The organism is Enterobacter chinensis (assembly GCF_034008295.1).
Classification (GTDB): Bacteria; Pseudomonadota; Gammaproteobacteria; order Enterobacterales; family Enterobacteriaceae; genus Enterobacter; species Enterobacter chinensis.
Genome location: NZ_JARDVI010000002.1, coordinates 549,967 through 566,795, shown reverse-complemented (window position 1 = coordinate 566,795; position 16,829 = coordinate 549,967). Strand labels below are relative to the sequence as shown.

13 protein-coding genes and 1 pseudogene are annotated in these 16,829 nt (G+C 56.1%); 3 read left to right on the top strand and 11 right to left on the bottom strand.

What is annotated here, in order from left to right:
- The gene (locus PYW49_RS07650) at positions 1 to 1,569 is read right to left on the bottom strand and encodes an ABC transporter substrate-binding protein (RefSeq protein ID WP_320386128.1); all 1,569 of its coding nucleotides are present in this window, start codon (positions 1,567 to 1,569) and stop codon (positions 1 to 3) included.
- A gap of 201 nt (positions 1,570 to 1,770) precedes the next feature.
- Here PYW49_RS07650 and PYW49_RS07645 point away from each other — a divergent pair, with 201 nt between their 5' ends.
- Positions 1,771 to 2,469, top strand: a complete 699-nt coding sequence (locus PYW49_RS07645; RefSeq protein ID WP_320386127.1) for a GNAT family N-acetyltransferase — start codon at positions 1,771 to 1,773, stop codon at positions 2,467 to 2,469.
- Between the two features lie 31 nt (positions 2,470 to 2,500).
- Here the strand turns inward: PYW49_RS07645 and PYW49_RS07640 are convergent, their stop codons facing one another.
- From PYW49_RS07640 to betI, 5 genes are all read right to left on the bottom strand, one after another.
- On the bottom strand, positions 2,501 to 4,195 hold the full coding sequence (locus tag PYW49_RS07640) for a thiamine pyrophosphate-binding protein (RefSeq protein ID WP_320386126.1): 1,695 nt from the start codon (positions 4,193 to 4,195) through the stop codon (positions 2,501 to 2,503).
- Positions 4,196 to 4,228: 33 nt separating this feature from the next.
- On the bottom strand, positions 4,229 to 4,969 hold the full coding sequence (locus tag PYW49_RS07635) for an SDR family oxidoreductase (protein WP_134348499.1): 741 nt from the start codon (positions 4,967 to 4,969) through the stop codon (positions 4,229 to 4,231).
- Positions 4,970 to 5,242: 273 nt separating this feature from the next.
- Positions 5,243 to 6,922 carry a choline dehydrogenase gene (gene betA / locus PYW49_RS07630; protein ID WP_320386125.1) on the bottom strand — a complete coding sequence of 560 codons (1,680 nt, stop codon included), beginning with the start codon at positions 6,920 to 6,922 and terminating at the stop codon, positions 5,243 to 5,245.
- Positions 6,923 to 6,935: 13 nt separating this feature from the next.
- Entirely contained in the window at positions 6,936 to 8,408 is a 1,473-nt protein-coding gene (gene betB, locus PYW49_RS07625) for a betaine-aldehyde dehydrogenase (protein WP_320386124.1), read from the bottom strand.
- A 13-nt stretch (positions 8,409 to 8,421) separates the two neighbouring features.
- The gene (betI, locus tag PYW49_RS07620; protein ID WP_320386309.1) at positions 8,422 to 9,009 is read right to left on the bottom strand and encodes a transcriptional regulator BetI; all 588 of its coding nucleotides are present in this window, start codon (positions 9,007 to 9,009) and stop codon (positions 8,422 to 8,424) included.
- 128 nt (positions 9,010 to 9,137) lie between these two features.
- Here betI and betT point away from each other — a divergent pair, with 128 nt between their 5' ends.
- Together betT and PYW49_RS07610 are read left to right on the top strand one after the other, a co-directional pair.
- A complete protein-coding gene (gene betT / locus PYW49_RS07615; RefSeq protein WP_134348496.1) occupies positions 9,138 to 11,171 on the top strand; it encodes a choline BCCT transporter BetT in 2,034 nt (677 codons plus the stop codon).
- A gap of 380 nt (positions 11,172 to 11,551) precedes the next feature.
- Positions 11,552 to 12,007 (top strand): annotated as a pseudogene (locus PYW49_RS07610) (SymE family type I addiction module toxin).
- 88 nt (positions 12,008 to 12,095) lie between these two features.
- On the opposite strand, the gene PYW49_RS07605 reads toward PYW49_RS07610, so the two are convergent.
- The 5 genes from PYW49_RS07605 to PYW49_RS07585 all read right to left on the bottom strand — a co-directional run bounded on the left by PYW49_RS07605 (position 12,096) and on the right by PYW49_RS07585 (position 16,671).
- Positions 12,096 to 12,596: an Hcp family type VI secretion system effector gene (locus PYW49_RS07605; RefSeq protein ID WP_320386123.1), complete on the bottom strand. Its 501-nt coding sequence runs from the start codon at positions 12,594 to 12,596 to the stop codon at positions 12,096 to 12,098.
- Entirely contained in the window at positions 12,596 to 12,952 is a 357-nt protein-coding gene (locus PYW49_RS07600; RefSeq protein WP_320386122.1) for a putative T6SS immunity periplasmic lipoprotein, read from the bottom strand. Before PYW49_RS07600 ends, PYW49_RS07605 begins: the two co-directional genes overlap by 1 nt.
- Positions 12,949 to 13,509: a type IV secretion protein Rhs gene (locus tag PYW49_RS07595; RefSeq protein ID WP_320386121.1), complete on the bottom strand. Its 561-nt coding sequence runs from the start codon at positions 13,507 to 13,509 to the stop codon at positions 12,949 to 12,951. The genes PYW49_RS07600 and PYW49_RS07595 overlap by 4 nt, the downstream gene beginning before the upstream one ends.
- 158 nt (positions 13,510 to 13,667) lie before the next feature.
- Positions 13,668 to 14,309, bottom strand: coding sequence for an enterobactin synthase subunit EntD (gene entD / locus PYW49_RS07590; protein ID WP_320386120.1), 642 nt, complete (start codon positions 14,307 to 14,309; stop codon positions 13,668 to 13,670).
- A 112-nt stretch (positions 14,310 to 14,421) separates the two neighbouring features.
- Entirely contained in the window at positions 14,422 to 16,671 is a 2,250-nt protein-coding gene (locus tag PYW49_RS07585; RefSeq protein ID WP_320386119.1) for a TonB-dependent siderophore receptor, read from the bottom strand.
- Between the last annotated feature and the right edge of the window lie 158 nt (positions 16,672 to 16,829).

Sequence of the window (16,829 nt, the reverse complement as noted above, 5' to 3'; positions counted from 1 at the left end):
CTACTTCGTGACGCGATCGTACCAGACCATATCCGCGTTCAGCCCCTGCTGATACCCCTTCACGTTATCGCGCACCACGATCTGGGTTTTGCCCTGATCGACGAACACGTACGGCGAGCTATGCTGCAGCTGTTCCTGCATTTTCTTGTACAGATCCAGACGCTTCGCCGGATCCGGCTCGGCCACCGCCGCCAGCGTGGCTTTGTTTAATTCCGGAATTTTCCAGCCGTTCAGACCGGCCACGGTACTGGATTTGCCGTCGTTCCACGCGAAGGCGCTGGCGTTGGAGTGTGCATCGAAGTAGTCCGGGATCCACAGACGAATCGCCGCCTGATGCTGCTTCGCGCGCACGCGGGCGTACACCTGGCTACCCGCCGCAGGCAGCAGATCGACCTTCACGCCACCCTGAGCAAAGCTCGCCTGCATCGACTGGGCGATGGTGATAAACGGCGGCTTGTTCTCCACGTCCAGCGTGAAGTGCGCGTCTTTAATGCCCGCTTTCTCGAGGATCGCTTTCGCTTTCGCCGGGTCAAATTTAAACGGATTGTCTTCCAGCGCGCCCGGCAGGCCGACCGGCAGGAAGCTCTGATGGACAAAATACTGACCTTTCAGCAGGTTTTTGGTGATGCCTTCATAATCCACCAGCCAGCGCGAGGCCTCCCAGAATGCCGGGTTGTTCAGCAGCGGGTTGGCGCTGTTGCCGGTGTTGAACACCAGGTAATTTTGCTCCGCAGACGGGATGCTCAGCACCTTGACGCCGGGCTTGCCGTCCAGGGCGCTAATCTGGTCTGCTCCCAGATCGCGCGCCACGTCGGCATCCCCCTGCTGGATCAACAGGCGGCGCGAGGCCGGATCGGGAACGTTTTTAATAATGATGCTTTTCAGCTTCGGCGCGCCACCGGGCGCGGAGTCGTTGGCTTCCAGCACGATAGCCTGATGCGGCTGATAGACGCGCATTTTGAACGCGCCGCTGCCCGCCGAGTGCATTTTCAGCCACGCGTTGCCGAAGTCGTTATCCTTCACGTTCGCCGCGACCTGCTTTTCATCCACGATGGAGGCAATCGGCGTGGAGAGAATATTCAGCGCCACCGACGGGCTAACGTCCGCCGTCCAGTGAAGCGTGAGGGTATGGTCATCCACCTTTTTCAGCTGGTTGGCGATGTTGCTGGCGTCCCAGCCCAGCACGTTGAGGATAAAGGCCGGGGATTTGTTCAGCGTCACGGCGCGGGTATAGGAGAAGATCACGTCTTCCGGGCGCAGCGGGTTGCCGGAGGCAAATTTTGCATCGGGCTTGAGTTTGATGGTCAGGGTTTTTGCTGCCGCGTCGGCCTCCCAGCTTTCCGCCAGAATCGGGGTGATTTTTTCCGGGTTATCGCGGTCCGGCTGCACCAGGCGCTGATACAGGCTCGGCACGGTCTGGATGCTGGAGAGCTCGTTGGCTTCAGCCGGGTCGAGGCTCACGATGTCATCAAGCCCCTGGGCCACAACCAGCGTGTTGGACGGAGTAGCAGCGTGGGCGGCGCCTGAGAGCGCAGCCAGCACCAGTAACGGCAGCAATTTTTTAGTCATAGCGATCCCTGAGAAGAATATATTGTGATTGTTTTATGCTCCGCTACGTTAGGTCGTCTCTGAAATTACGCAAAGTCGAAATTCAGCTTTGCTTATGCCTTCCGGGAATATTGCATGCGTTAGGGCTATTAGAATGCGCTGCTTTTCGCCCGCTTTTTAACCTGCTATAACAAACTCCTTACCTTTCAGGGAGTCAACGCCGTGCCAGAAATCAATCAACATGGTCAAACCGTTAACGATATCGTGCCTGGCTGGACCGGCGCGCGCGTCTTAACCCGCGCGCCGCTGTTCGGGCAGTACTGCCGTCTGGAGGTGCTGGATGCCGATCGCCACGCGGCCGATCTCTATGAGGCGTATGCCCTGGGCGACGACAGCGACTGGACGTGGCTTGCCAGCATGCAGCCAGCGAGCGTGGAGGCCACCGCGCACTGGGTCATGGCGAAGGTGAGGGACGATGAGCTGGTGCCGTTTGCCGTCATTGATTTACGCACCGAACGTGCCGTGGGGCTGGTGAGCTATATGGCCATCGAACGGCTGCTGGGGTCGGTCGAGATTGGTCACGTAACCTGGTCACGCAAAATGAAAGGGTCCCGCATCGGCACTGAAACGGTGTGGCTGCTGCTGAAAAATGCCTTCGAATACGGCTACCGGCGGCTGGAGTGGAAGTGTGATTCGATGAACATTGCGTCGCGTAAGGCGGCGGAGCGGCTCGGGTTTGTCTGGGAAGGGCGCCTGCGCCAGAAGCTGGTGCGCAAAGGTCGCAACCGCGACAGCGATATGCTTTCGATTATTGACGGCGAATGGCCGCAAAGAGATGCGGAGCTGCGCGCCTGGCTGGCGGCGGAGAATTTTGACGACGAAGGGCGGCAGATTAAGCGGCTTGAGGCGTTTCGTTTATAAGTGTTGTGTAGGGTACATCTGAAACGGTCGATCAATCTGCGGAAATGGCAATTTCAATCAAATTGGTTTTTCCAGACTGCAGCCCCTGCGTCACCGCCGTGGCGATATCCGCGGCCTGGGTAACCCGGCAGCAGCGGATGCCCAACGCGGTGCCCAGCGACTGGAAATCAATTTGGGGGTTAATCAGATCCATCCCGATAAAACGTCCCAGCTTTGTCGAACTGTAGCCCGGCTGTCCTTTCATAAAGTTCTTCAGGATGTTGTACTCCAGGTTATTCATTACGATAAAGGTGACGGGCAACTCTTCGTGTGCTGCCGTCCAGAGTGCCTGCGGTGAATAGAGTGAAGCGCCGTCGCCAACCAGACACACTACCGGCTCACGCCCCAGCCCCAGCGAGTGACCTACTGCTGCGGGCATCCCCCAGCCCAGACCGCCGCCGCGCATAAAGTAATACCGCTGATGCTGACGATCGGAAATAAACTTGCGGACGTGTCTGGCTGTGGCAATGGCCTCATCGACAATTGTCGTGCCTGCCGGAATGGCGCGGATGACTTCCCAGGCCGCCACCATAGGGGAGATAGCCGGGCGTAGCCGTTCGGCGGCCAGGCGTTCTTCCTGCTGCCGCCACTCGTTTTCCCGCTCCTCGCGCGCCTGAGCCAGCAATTGCTGGTGGCGCAGCTTGCTGGCAGCCCGGTGCTGGTCCAGTCTCGGCAGCAGGTCGTGCAGAGAGAGCTTGATGTCCCCCATCACCGAGAGGCGAGTGGCATACGTGCGGCCAAGCTCGTTCATATCCGCCGAGAGCTGATACACCGCACAGGTTGCCGGAATGGCCTCGCCCTCGCTATACAAAATGGTGATCAGGCTTCTGCCGCCGATGATAAACACGGCATCGTAGGCGTTGATGATGCTGGCGATTTCACTTGCGGTGGTGGGCATGTTGCCCCGCCAGAGCGCGTGCTGCGTGGGAAAAGGCAAATTCAGCGGCCAGGAGGAGCCGTAAACGTGGGCGCTGAGCGCTTCGGCAAGCTGAACAATCTCCTGCGTCGAGCCGCTGGAGTGAACTTCATCTCCCGCCACAATCATGATCCTGCCGGGGGTGACCTCGCTCAGCGCCTGCGCCAGCTCGTCGAGCGAGCCCGCGACGGTGTGATAGTCCACTCTGGACGCCGTTTGTATCCCGGCGTCGCTCAGTTCTTCCATGACGTTCATCGGCAGAGAGAGCAGGACCGGGCCTGCCGGAGGATAGCTGGCCGCGTGAAATGCGCGTCGCACCAGCACCGGGAGCTGGTCGGCGCTGGTGACTTCCTGCGCCCATTTCATGACCGGGGAACCAATGGAAACAATATCATCATACAGAAGCGGGTCGCGGACGTAGTGCCGCGTGTCCTGCTGCCCGACGGTGACCACCAGCGGGGTTTTCATGATCCGCGAGTTTATGAGATTCCCCATGCCGTGTCCCAGACCGCTGGCGGTATGCAAATTGATAAAACCGGTTTTGCCGGAGGCTTTCGCATAGCCGTCAGCAATGGCGACCACGCTGCTCTCCTGGAGGGCCAGAATATAGTGAATATTTTCATGACGAAGCAGAGCATCGATGAGCGGAAGTTCGGTGGTGCCGGGGTTGCCAAAAATATATTCCACGCCTTCACTCTCCAGCACTTCAAGGAGAATATCAGCGCCCGAACGCATATTTAAATCTGATAAGGACGTTAGTGATTTAATCATAATGACACCTCACTCAGTATTATTTAACGCATGCTAAAATTCTTCCTGCGTCGGACGAACAACAATTTCATTAATATCAACGTCGCCAGGCTGTTCGATGGCAAATAAAACGGAGCGGGCAATCGCGTCAGCCGAAATAGCCTGCTTATAAAACTCATGAAGAAATTTTTTACTCTCTTCGTCAGAGCTGCCGAACTGCAGCTCGCTGTCGACCGCGCCGGGAGAGATAAGCGTGGTGCGAATCGTTTTACCGGCTTCCTGGCGCAGACCCTCGCTTAGCGCGCGAACGGCGAATTTTGTCGCGCTGTACACCACGCCGCCGGGGGCCAGGACCTTGATGCCCGCCACCGAAGCAACGTTAATAAAGTGCCCACTTCCCTGACGCTGGAACACCGGCAATGCAGCAGCGATGCCGTACAGCACGCCTTTCAGATTGGTATCAATCATCTTGTCCCATTCGTCGGTTTTCAGCTCGCTAAGGGGGGCGATAGCCATAAAACCAGCGTTGTTGATCAGCACATCCACGCGCTGGTAGGCGGCGATGGCGGCGTCAATTACGTGCTGAACCTCGTCCTGACGGGTCACATCAGCCTTAACGGCGATGGCCTTACCGCCTTGCTGGATTATCCTGTCCACGAGGGCATTAATTCTGTCCAGGCGGCGCGCCACCAGCACCAGCGAAAACGCGTTATTCGCTAAATGGAGGGCAATGGCCTCACCAATCCCGCTGCTGGCACCGGTGATAACGACAACCTTGTTTGCACTATTATTCATGATCTTATCTCACTGTTGTGTGATTCAGAAAATAAAAGGCAGGGAAGAATGAAAGAATAATGAAAAATCCCTTCATTCTGGATTTGAATATATTGTATATGTCGGGATAAATAATCTTCGATTAAAACTTAATGGAGTTCAGGAGAGAGTGTCAACACTGTTTTAAATAATAAAACGTATTGCAGGGTAATAGTTAATTCTTATAGGTTACAGCAACGGTTTACCCGCGCTTTAATAGTGAAAACCCTCTCCTTTACGGAGAGGGCGTGACAATTATGCCTTCTGCGTTATCTGACGAACCGGCGCGCCGTTCGCCACGTAATACGCCGCCGTGCTCTTCGCCAGCGGCTCGCGCCCGCGAATGGCGTCGGCAACTTTCTCACCAATCATAATGGTGGTGGCGTTCAGGTTACCGGTGATGATCTGCGGCATAATTGACGCATCCACCACGCGTAACCCTTCCAGCCCGTGAACGCGGCCTTCGCCGTCGACCACCGCCATCTCGTCATAGCCCATCTTGCAGGTGCCGCACGGGTGGAAGGCGGTTTCGGCGTGGTTACGCACGAACTCGTCGAGCTGCTCGTCGGTCTGGCAGTCAATGCCCGGGCTGATTTCGCGGCCACGGTATTTGTCCAGCGCCGGCTGGTGCATGATCTCGCGGGTGATGCGGATTGCGTCGCGGAACTCCTGCCAGTCCTGCTCGTGAGACATATAGTTGAACAAAATCGCCGGATGCTGGTGCGGATCGCGTGACGCGATGCGCACGTGCCCGCGGCTCGGCGAGCGCATGGAGCCAACGTGGCACTGGAAACCGTGCTCTTTTACCGCGTTGGAGCCGTTGTAGTTAATCGCCACCGGCAGGAAGTGGTACTGAATGTTCGGCCATTCGAACTCTTCGCGGCTGCGGATAAACCCGCCCGCCTCGAAGTGGTTGCTCGCGCCCACGCCGGTGCCGTTAAACAGCCACTCCGCGCCAATCTTCGGCTGGTTCCACCACTGCAGGGCAGGGTAGAGGGAGACCGGCTCTTTGCATTCGTACTGAAGATACATCTCCAGGTGATCCTGCAGGTTTTCGCCCACGCCGGGTAAATCATGCACCAGCGGGATATCGAACTGCTTCAGCAGCTCTGCACTGCCCACGCCGGAGCGCTGCAGGATCTGCGGGGAGGCGATCGCGCCTGCACACAGCAGCACCTCTTTATTCGCCGTCGCTCTGGACGGAATGGTGCTTTCGCCTTCCAGCCACTCGACGCCTGCCGCGCGTTTGCCTTCGAAGAGGATGCGATCGGTCATGGCATGGGTGCGGATGGTCAGGTTCGGGCGTTTTTTGGCCTGGTCCAGGTAGCCGCGCGCGGTGCTGGCGCGTCGACCCTGCGGCGTCACCGTGCGGTCCATTGGCCCGAAGCCTTCCTGCTGATAGCCGTTAAGATCGTCGGTGCGCGGGTAGCCCGCCTGCACGCCGGCTTCGACCATCGCTTCAAACAGCGGGTTCACGCCTGGTTTCGAGGTGGTGACGCTCACCGGACCGTCGCCGCCGTGGTAGTCGTTCGGGCCCACGTCGCGCGTCTCTGCCTTGCGGTAGTAGGGCAGGCAGTTGAGGTAGCTCCAGTGCTCCAGGCCCGGCTCTTTAGCCCAGTTGTCCAGATCCATCGCGTTGCCGCGCACGTAGCACATGCCGTTAATCAGCGACGAGCCTCCCAGCCCTTTGCCGCGTCCGCACTCCATGCGGCGGTTGTTCATGTATGGCTCGGGCTCGGTTTCGTACGCCCAGTTGTAGCGTTTGCCCTGCAGCGGAAATGCCAGCGCGGCAGGCATCTGGGTGCGAAAATCCATGCGGTAATCCGGGCCGCCCGCCTCAAGCAGCAGCACGGTGGTGTTCGGTTCTTCAGTCAGTCGCGTCGCCAGTACGTTGCCGGCAGAGCCGGCACCAATAATGATGTAGTCAAATTGCAAATAAACCTCCCGGTTAAAATATGGACTGGAATTTACCCATCTCAACCTGGATGGACTTCACCTGGGTGTAGCTCTGGAGTGTCATGACGCCGTTCTCGCGGCCAATGCCGGAGTGCTTGTAGCCGCCAACCGGCATCTCTGCGGCGGATTCACCCCAGGTATTGATCCAGCAGATGCCCGTTTCGAGCTGATGAATGGTGCCGTGGGCGCGGTTCAGATCGGTGGTGACGATCCCCGCCGCCAGGCCGTAGTCGGTGTCGTTGGCGCGACGAATGGCTTCTTCATCCGTCTCGTAGGTGAGGATGGACATCACCGGGCCGAAGATCTCCTCGCGCACGATGGTCATCTCGTCGGTGCAGTCGGTAAACACGGTCGGGGCAACCCACGCGCCGCTGTCAAAGCCTTCGCCCTTCAGCACGTCGCCGCCGCACAGCACGCGCGCGCCTTCTTCTTTGCCTTTGGCGATGTAGCGCAGCACGCTGTCGCGGTGCGGGAAGCTGACCATCGGGCCAAAGTTGGTGTTTTCATCGAACAGATCGCCCGCGCGGATGCGGCCCACGCGCTCAACGATTTTCTGCTCAAACGCGGCCTTGAACGTAGCGGGCACGAACACGCGGGTGCCGTTGGTGCACACCTGGCCGGAGCTGAAGAAGTTGGCCATCATGGCGATGTCTGCCGCGAGATCGAGATCCGCGTCGTCGAAAATAATCAGCGGAGATTTACCGCCCAGCTCCATCGTCACCTCTTTCAGGGACGAGGCCGCCGAGTTGGCCATCACCTTTTTGCCGCTGGCGACGCCGCCGGTAAAGGAAACTTTGGCAATGCCCGGATGCTCGGTCAGGAACTGGCCGGTTTCCGCGCCTACGCCAGGCAGGACGTTAAACACGCCGTCAGGCAGGCCCGCTTCGGTGTAGATCTCCGCGAGCTTGAGCGCGGTGAGCGGGGTCACTTCGCTCGGCTTGAAGATCATCGCATTGCCCGCCGCCAGCGCCGGGGCGGATTTCCACAGGGCGATCTGGATCGGGTAGTTCCACGCGCCGATACCCGCCACTACGCCCAGCGGTTCGCGACGGGTGTAGACGAACGAGGTCTCACGCAGTGGGATCTGGCTGCCTTCCAGCGCCGGGATCAGCCCCGCGTAATACTCCAGCACGTCCGCGCCGGTGACGATATCCACGGTTGAGGTTTCGGAATACGCTTTACCGGTGTCGAGGGTTTCCAGCTTTGCCAGCTCGTCGTTGCGCTCGCGCAGGATATCGACGGCGCGGCGCAGAACGCGAGAACGCTCCATGGCGGTCATCGCCGCCCAGATCTTCTGCCCGCGCTGTGCGCTTTCCACGGCGCGGTCGACATCTTCGCGCCCGGCGGCCTGCACGGTCGCCAGAACTTCACCGTTGGCCGGGTTGATGGTCTCGAAGGTGCGACCGCTGGTGGCCGATGTATAACCACCATTGATATAAAGCTGCTGTTCTGCCATTCGGGACATAAATTCTCCTCGGTTAATCGGTCGGTAAATGCTGGCTGATAAAGTGGCTGGTAAGCGACTGGGCCAGCGTCTTATCCAGCGGTTTGCCGCTCAGGGCGGCGCGCAGCCATAGTCCGTCAATCAGTGCCGCCAGCCCGTAGCCCGCTTCCTGCGCCTGTTTGCGCGGCAGTTCGCGGCGGAACTCGTACACCAGGTTTGATAATAAGCGGCGGCTGCTCACCTGCTGCAGGCGGTAGAGCATCGGCTGGTGCATGCTGCTCGCCCAGAAGGCCAGCCAGGCCTTCATCGCCGCGCTGCTGATCTGGGTCTCATCAAAATTGCCGCCGACAATCGCCTGCAGGCGCTGCTCCGCGCTGCCGTTCGGCAGGGCGTGCAGGCGGCTCAATACCGCGTCGCGCAGCTGGCCGGTGATGTCGCGCATGGTCGCTTCCAGCAGACCATTTTTGTCTTTGAAGTAGTGACTGATGATCCCCGTGGAAACGCCCGCCCGACGGGCGATCTGCGCGATCGTCGCGTCATGCATTCCCACTTCATTTATTGCTTCCAGCGTGGCGTCGATAAGCTGCCTGCGCCGGATTGGCTGCATCCCCACTTTGGGCATTGTTGCCACTCCATTCATCAGCGTTGGTTAACCATTAAAGCGGTTTTTGATTGGACGTTCAATATAAAATGTGTCTTAATTGTTGCGGATTTGGATTTTAATAGTTACAAAAACAGTGGGGATACTGGATGACAGACCTTTCACAGGACAGAGAAAAAGACAAAATCAATCCGGTCGTTTTTTATACTTCCGCCGGGCTGATTTTGTTGTTTTCCCTGACGACGATTTTCTTTCGTGATTTTTCTGCCGAGTGGATTGGGCGCACCCTGAACTGGGTGTCGAAGACCTTCGGCTGGTACTATTTGCTGGCGGCGACGCTCTATATCGTCTTCGTGGTCTGCATTGCCTGCTCGCGCTTCGGTTCCGTAAAGCTCGGCCCTGAGCAGTCAAAACCCGAGTTCAGCCTGCTGAGCTGGGCCGCGATGCTGTTTGCCGCCGGCATCGGCATCGACCTGATGTTCTTCTCCGTGGCGGAACCGGTCACGCAGTATATGCAGCCGCCGGAAGGGGCAGGGCAGACGATGGAGGCCGCGCGCCAGGCGATGGTCTGGACGCTGTTCCACTACGGTCTAACCGGCTGGTCGATGTACGCCCTGATGGGCATGGCGCTCGGATACTTTAGCTATCGTTATAATTTGCCCCTCACCATCCGCTCCGCGCTGTACCCGATTTTCGGCAAAAAGATTAACGGCCCGATTGGCCACAGCGTCGATATCGCGGCGGTGATCGGTACCATCTTCGGTATCGCGACCACGCTCGGTATTGGCGTGGTGCAGCTCAACTACGGGCTGAGCGTGCTGTTTGATATTCCGGATTCGATGGCGGCGAAAGCGGCGCTGATTGCGCTCTCCGTCATTATCGCCACCATCTCGGTGACGTCGGGCGTGGATAAAGGCATCCGCGTGCTGTCCGAGCTGAACGTGGCGCTGGCGCTGGGTCTGATCCTGTTTGTGCTGTTTATGGGCGACACCTCGTTCCTGCTCAATGCCTTAGTGCTGAACGTGGGCGACTACGTGAACCGCTTTATGGGCATGACGCTGAACAGCTTCGCCTTTGACCGTCCGGTGGAGTGGATGAATAACTGGACGCTGTTCTTCTGGGCGTGGTGGGTGGCATGGTCGCCGTTTGTCGGCCTGTTCCTGGCGCGTATTTCGCGTGGCCGCACCATCCGCCAGTTTGTGATGGGCACGCTGATTATCCCGTTCACCTTTACGCTGCTGTGGCTGTCGGTGTTCGGCAACAGCGCGCTGCACGAGATCATTCACGGCAACGCGACCTTCGCGCAGGAAGCGATGGTGCATCCGGAGCGCGGCTTCTACAGCCTGCTGGCGCAGTACCCGGCGTTTACCTTCAGTGCGTCCGTGGCGACCATTACCGGCCTGCTGTTTTACGTTACTTCGGCGGATTCCGGCGCGCTGGTGCTGGGCAACTTCACCTCGAAGCTCAAGGACATCAACAGCGACGCGCCGAACTGGCTGCGCATCTTCTGGTCCGTCGCCATCGGCCTGCTGACGCTCGGCATGCTGATGACCAACGGTATTTCCGCCCTGCAGAACACCACGGTGATAATGGGGCTACCGTTCAGCTTCGTTATCTTCTTTGTGATGGCCGGGCTGTATAAATCGCTCAAGGTGGAAGACTACCGCCGCGTCAGCGCCAGCCGCGACACCGCGCCGCGTCCGATGGGCGCGCAGGACAGGCTGAGCTGGAAGAAACGTCTGTCGCGCCTGATGAACTACCCGGGCACGCGCTACACCAAACAGATGATGGAGACGGTCTGCTTCCCGGCGATGGAAGAGGTGGCGCAGGAGCTAAAGCTGCGCGGCGCGTACGTGGAGCTGAAAAACTTGCCGCCGGAGGAGGGCGAGACCCTGGGGCACCTGGATCTTCTGGTACACATGGGCGACGAGCAGAACTTTGTCTATCAGATCTGGCCGCAGCAGTATTCGGTGCCCGGTTTTACCTACCGGGCGCGCAGCGGGAAGTCGACCTACTACCGGCTTGAGACCTTCCTGCTGGAAGGGAGCCAGGGGAATGATCTGATGGATTACAGCAAGGAGCAGGTGATTACGGACATTCTGGACCAGTATGAACGGCACCTGAACTTTATCCATCTGCACAGGGAAGCGCCGGGGAATAGCGTGATGTTCCCGGATGTTTGAGGTTTGATCTGAAGAACGTACAAAGGCATCGCCGCTGCCCTCATGCCGGGTGGCGGCGATGCCTTACCCGGCCTACAAAACCGGTTTATCGTAGGCCTGATAAGCGAAGCGCCATCAGGCGTTTAATGAGCATTGGATCTGAAGGGCAATATTTCCTTTCTTTATATTCACCATTTTATTTTTCTTTATTTATTCGAGCAGCCTCGCATTTCCCTAATATTCGACCCCTGTACATTTATCCATGGCAGTATAATAGCGGCAGTTAAGCCAGCACTGAGATCTTGAAAGAATATGTAAAAAGGTAAGAAAAGGAATCGCGGTACAAAGGTGTGCGACCACCTCCATACCGCTAACCACAAACAACTAAACAGGAGTTGATTATGGCTGCGAAGAATTCTATGCCAGAGCGGGCTATTGCCCAAACAGAAAATGCAGAATGAGCTATTCAGCAAGAAAATCGCGAAAAGCTACGCAAAAAACGCATCCGGGCGTTGCATGACGAGCCGGTTCACTCTGCGTATCTTCATGAAAGAGGAGAGGCGGATTCCGCCTGTGTGGAACTTTATACTCGAATGGAGCGCAACCATCTTCCGTTATCCGGTGAGTGGTTAACCCGCGCCGGCTTCAGGGCGGGCATTGCAGTGAAGATCCGCGTGATGCCGGATTGTATTGTGATTACGCCGCAAAATTCCCGTGAGCTGTGGGGCTGTCTGGAAGGTGTCAGTGCAACGTATACCAACAAACTGAAGATGATGAAGTGGCTGGAGACGTTTCCGGGAGCGTTAATTGATACGGGGGATTTGCCAGTGAACGAAAGTGGAAAAGGGGTGCGGTAAATATCACGAGGCGATCCTGGGAATGCCAGGATCGCATTTCTGAGCAGCCACATACATTAATGTTTATTAATTAGATGAATCAGGATAGTTATGTGCTCGTTTTTTCTTTCTGCGCAGGTTTCATCCATGAATCATCATATCTGATATTTCCTTTCACATAGTTCCATTGAATGCCCCGAAATCGCAGGCCTACTACTTCATGCATGTTAGGCGCAGAACTACCTGGATAGTATACATGTGTAAAATCTAAAGATGAGATTACCACGCTATCAAGCGTAATAGTGTAGATCTCTCTTTCTGCTCCTGCTTCAATAATTTCATAATATTTGATGATGGCTTTCTGCAGCCGTTTTCCCTCGCAAGCGGCAACGGCAAGATAAGGGCTGACTTTATCTAATTGCTTATGCAGCGTAAACGGGCCATGCTGTCGTGTTCCGGTCATATTTCCGGTATGGCTATCGACGGCTAGTTTTATGCCGTAGCTGCTGTTCATGATTTCTATAGCACCTTCTCGACCTGGCATCATACATTCGCCCTGTACGAGCATTCCGTGCTCATCGTAGAGAAATAGGTAAGCGGGTAGTGACATTATCGTTCTCCTAAATTTATTAGCTTGCCATTTTTATCGATATCGAACTGATGTACATATTCTTTGTCATTTAAGCCGTAGTGAATTACGTAAGTATGTTCATTCTCCCATTTAATATTCTTACAGGTATCAGGATAGGAAGCGTTTAAATCACCGTATCCGGAACCCGTCAGTATGCTTATCTGATGGGCTTTGCTTGAGTAAATTGTATAATATTTCAAAATGTCATTTTTATTTATGCTGAAACAAATATGATTGCCGTTAATAAAAGTTAGTCGTGTTTTGGGGGCTCTTTTACCACCGGGACAACCGGTAATTGAAATACACATCGCAATAATAAACAGCAGTTTTTTCATCCGGGAAATCCTTTTAAAACTGTTTTGTATTTATTCAGGAGGCAATAGATTGTTTCTTTAAGATGCAGATCCCGGTATTGTAATAAACTCTGATTTTTGTCCAGACCAAAGTATTTCAATAACCAGTAATCACTTACAATTGATGCTTGCTGCTCTAACCCATAATGCAATAAATCTACTTTATCTAAGCTATAAGTATAGTCAGCAATACCGGAAAATAATCCTCTGGTCCTGACAAACATCCTCTTTTGTGTTTGCCAGACGTGCATCATCTCATGCATAAATCTATGTTTCTTAACTAAGTCGTCCTCTAATGAGAAATCAGGTGAATAAGTTTCTTCTCTAAACCACATTTCACCATTGGGACTCATCGCTATATCGACAGGCTGGAGATTAAAAGGAAGATAACTTTCCCTGTGCACCCACACCAGATGATAATGGATACTGTAACCGTAAAGCGTCTTCGCGAGGGCTATCTCACCGATGGTGAGTTGTCGGATACCGCCTGGGTTAATCGGGGTTCCTGAGGTAGGAATAATGCGTTCATTTACCGGCATTATAAATCCATTTTAATGTTATGATTATTGGGGTTTTATCCTACTCTTGCAGAAATGGAAAAGAAGATTGATATATTCCTAAAAAGTGTTTTTTGCATTGCGAGAAATAAAAGAACTTAAATAGTGGCTGAATAAAGATTTTCGATGCCTGACGCGCGTTACAGCAAAGTGATGACTTGATTACCATCAAGTAACCAGTGAACTGTAAATAACGTGTTTTCCTTAAACTCCGCCTGTGGTCGGGTCAGTGCCAGCGTAAGTGTTTTCTCATTGAGTCTTGTTATGCGGGCACAGTCAAAACCCATGTACGTCTTCACCCGCGGAAAGAGGGCCTTAAACAAACTCTCTTTGGCGCTAAACGCCAGCGTCAACCCCAGCGCGAAAGGGTAGTCCGAACGCGTCAGGCACATTGCCTCCTGCGAATCAATGATGCCGTCCTGGATTTCACGTGCTTCACGCTCCGGAAGAATGGCTTCGCAATCAATACCCACCAGCGCATCTGGAGCACGAACCACTACCGCCATCGCCTGTGTGCCGCTGTGGGTGATGCTCCCTGAAACCCCATCCGGCCAGAGCGGTTCGCCGCTGGGGCCAATGCCGGAAACGGTATGGTCAGGTAAGGCATGGGCGGCGGCGATGCGGCCAGCCAGATGCTCGGCTTTGCGTTTGCGCCCGGCGTTTGAAAGCTCAGCGTGGTGGGGGAGCCAGAGGAGATCGGTGTCGGTGAAGGTGGTGGGGTCGAAGGTGACGCGATGGACGGTGTGGCCGGCGAGAGAAAATGTGCTGTGGATGGTGTGCATGGTTTTCCTCTATCAGCAAATAGCGCGGACTGATGCCCTCACCCCGACCCTCTCCCACAGGGAGAGGGAGCAAACACTAAAAACGGCAACGGGGTTGCCGTTTTGCTTTTACCTAGAATCGCGTATTCACGCTCATATACCAGGTACGACCCGGCTCATTATACGTATACGCTCCCGCACCGTACATATACGCACCGGTAGTGGCATTTCCGGTGGTCTGGGCATTACCCGCACGCCACTGGCGCTTGTCGAAGACGTTATCCACGCCGCCGGTCAGGCTGACGTTTTTGGTCATGTCCCAGGTCGCGCTCAGGCCAACGATGCTGTACGGGCTGACTTCGTCTTTCTCCGAGCCGGTTACCGGCTGACCTTTGTAGTTGTACTTCTTCGGCTGCTGCTTGCCGTACCAGGTGAAGGTTGACTGGAGCGACACGTCCTGATGGACCTGCCAGCTCAGGGTCGAGTTCAGCGTGTACTCCGGGATGATCGACAGACGGTCGCCGGTCTCCTTGTTCTTGCTCTGCAGCATGTACGTAATATTGTTGGTCCAGTTAATCGTGTCGCTGACCGGCACGTTCAGGGAGCCTTCCAGACCTTCAACTACCGCCTTCGGCACGTTTTCCCACTGGTAGATATCGGTCTGCACCTTACCGGAAGAGGTGTGGCCAATCGGCGCGTAGCCCGCTTCAATCTTGTCACGATAGTCGTTACGGAACCACGTTACGCCCGCCAGCCAGCCGTCGCGCTTCCACTCCAGGCCAATCTCTTTGTTGATGCTGGTTTCAGCTTTCAGATCGTCGTTACCCATCATGTAGCAGCCCACGCCGTCGGAGCTTGCGTAGCAGCCCTGGCCTTTGCTGTAGAGCAGGTAGTTCGGGTTAGTCTGGTACAGGCTCGGCGCCTTATAGGCCCGCGCGATTCCCATCTTCAGCGTGAAGTTATCCCCCAGACCTTGCGACAGGTTCAGGGACGGGCTCCAGTTGTTGCCGACGATGGTGTGATGATCGAAGCGCAGTGCCGGGGTCAGCATGGTGCTGTCGGTCAGCTCCATGTTGTTCTCGGCGAACAGCGAGAAGATCTCTGCCGACGTGTACGGGCTTCGATCGTTACTCACGCCCGGAATAGTGCCGCCCTGTTGGGTTTGCGTGAAGGAGGTCGAGTCCTTCATGCGCTGCTGGTTCCACTCGGTGCCCAGCGTCAGGTTCTGGTTGACGAGGAAATCAATCGGCAGGTTGATTTCGCTGTGCAGCATCACGTCGGCCAGGTCGGTGTCGGTGAATTTGTTGCTGTTGAACAGCCCTTCCAGACCACCCGCCAGCCCTTCGCCCAGACGGGAGTTGCGGGTGTGCTCGTACTGCGCCCAGTTGCTGGTGGTGATGCCGTTATCCCAGCCGCCGTTCCAGGTCACCGCGAAGTTCTGGCGATAGATACGGTTGGTCTCTTTGCCGTAGTTTTTCTTCACCAGGCCGCTGGAGCTGTTGTCGTTGTTGGTATTCTGGGTATCGCCGGCGTAGAGGTTATTCTGACGGCTGTAGCCTGCTTCAAACTCCAGGGACTGCATTGGCGCGAAGTCCCAGCGAACCACGCCGTTAATGTCTTTGTTTTCCACACCCTCGCGGCCTGCAGGCAGCGTGTCGGCGTAGGCACCGGTACGATCGGACTGGTGACCCTGGTTGATGTCCCACGCGTCGGCCTGCGTTTTGTCCAGATTACCGAACATGCGGAAGCTGAAATCGCCGCCGAGCGGGCCGCTCAGGCTGAAGTTGGTGCGTTTGGTGGAACCTTCGTCCTTGTGTTCTGGCGCATTCAGGTAGGTGTTCCAGGAGCCGTGCCACTGGTCGTCGAACTTTTTGGTGATGATGTTCACCACCCCGCCTGCCGCACCGTTGCCGTAGCGTGCGGCCGCCGGGCCGCGGATTACTTCGATGCGCTCGATCATCTCAGGCGGCACCCAGCCGGTATCGCCGCGCGTATCACGCTCTCCGCGCCAGCCCAGACGGATGGAGTTACGGCTGGTCACCGGCTTGCCGTCGATCAGGATCAGGGTGTTTTCCGGCCCCATGCCGCGGATGTCAATCTGACGGTTATTCCCGCGCTGGCCGCTGGTGGAGTTCCCGGTCAGGTTAACGCCCGGCATGGTTCGGATGATTTCAGCCACGTCGCGCGCGGGCGGGTTTTTACGGATCTCATCGGCGGTGATGGTCGATACACCCGGTGCCTGCAGGTTCTGCTCGGCGGCGGTGATAACCATCGTATCTTCGTGCTGCGCGGAGGCGGTGTTGTCGTCTGCCAGGGCTGGCAGCGCGACGCCGTAAATCCCTAAGTTGACCAGCAAGGCCAGGGAGTGAATCTTCTTATTCATTGTACGTCCTGCTTTTCGCGCCGCATCCCCTGGCTCCATTCCCGAAGGGGAGAGGAGGCGGCATGGTGTCACCCGCAAGTGGGCATGATTGTTTTTTGAGCGCGCTTCCCACAGCGCGGCCACTACGCTATTGCAAATGCAAATAGTTATCAATAATA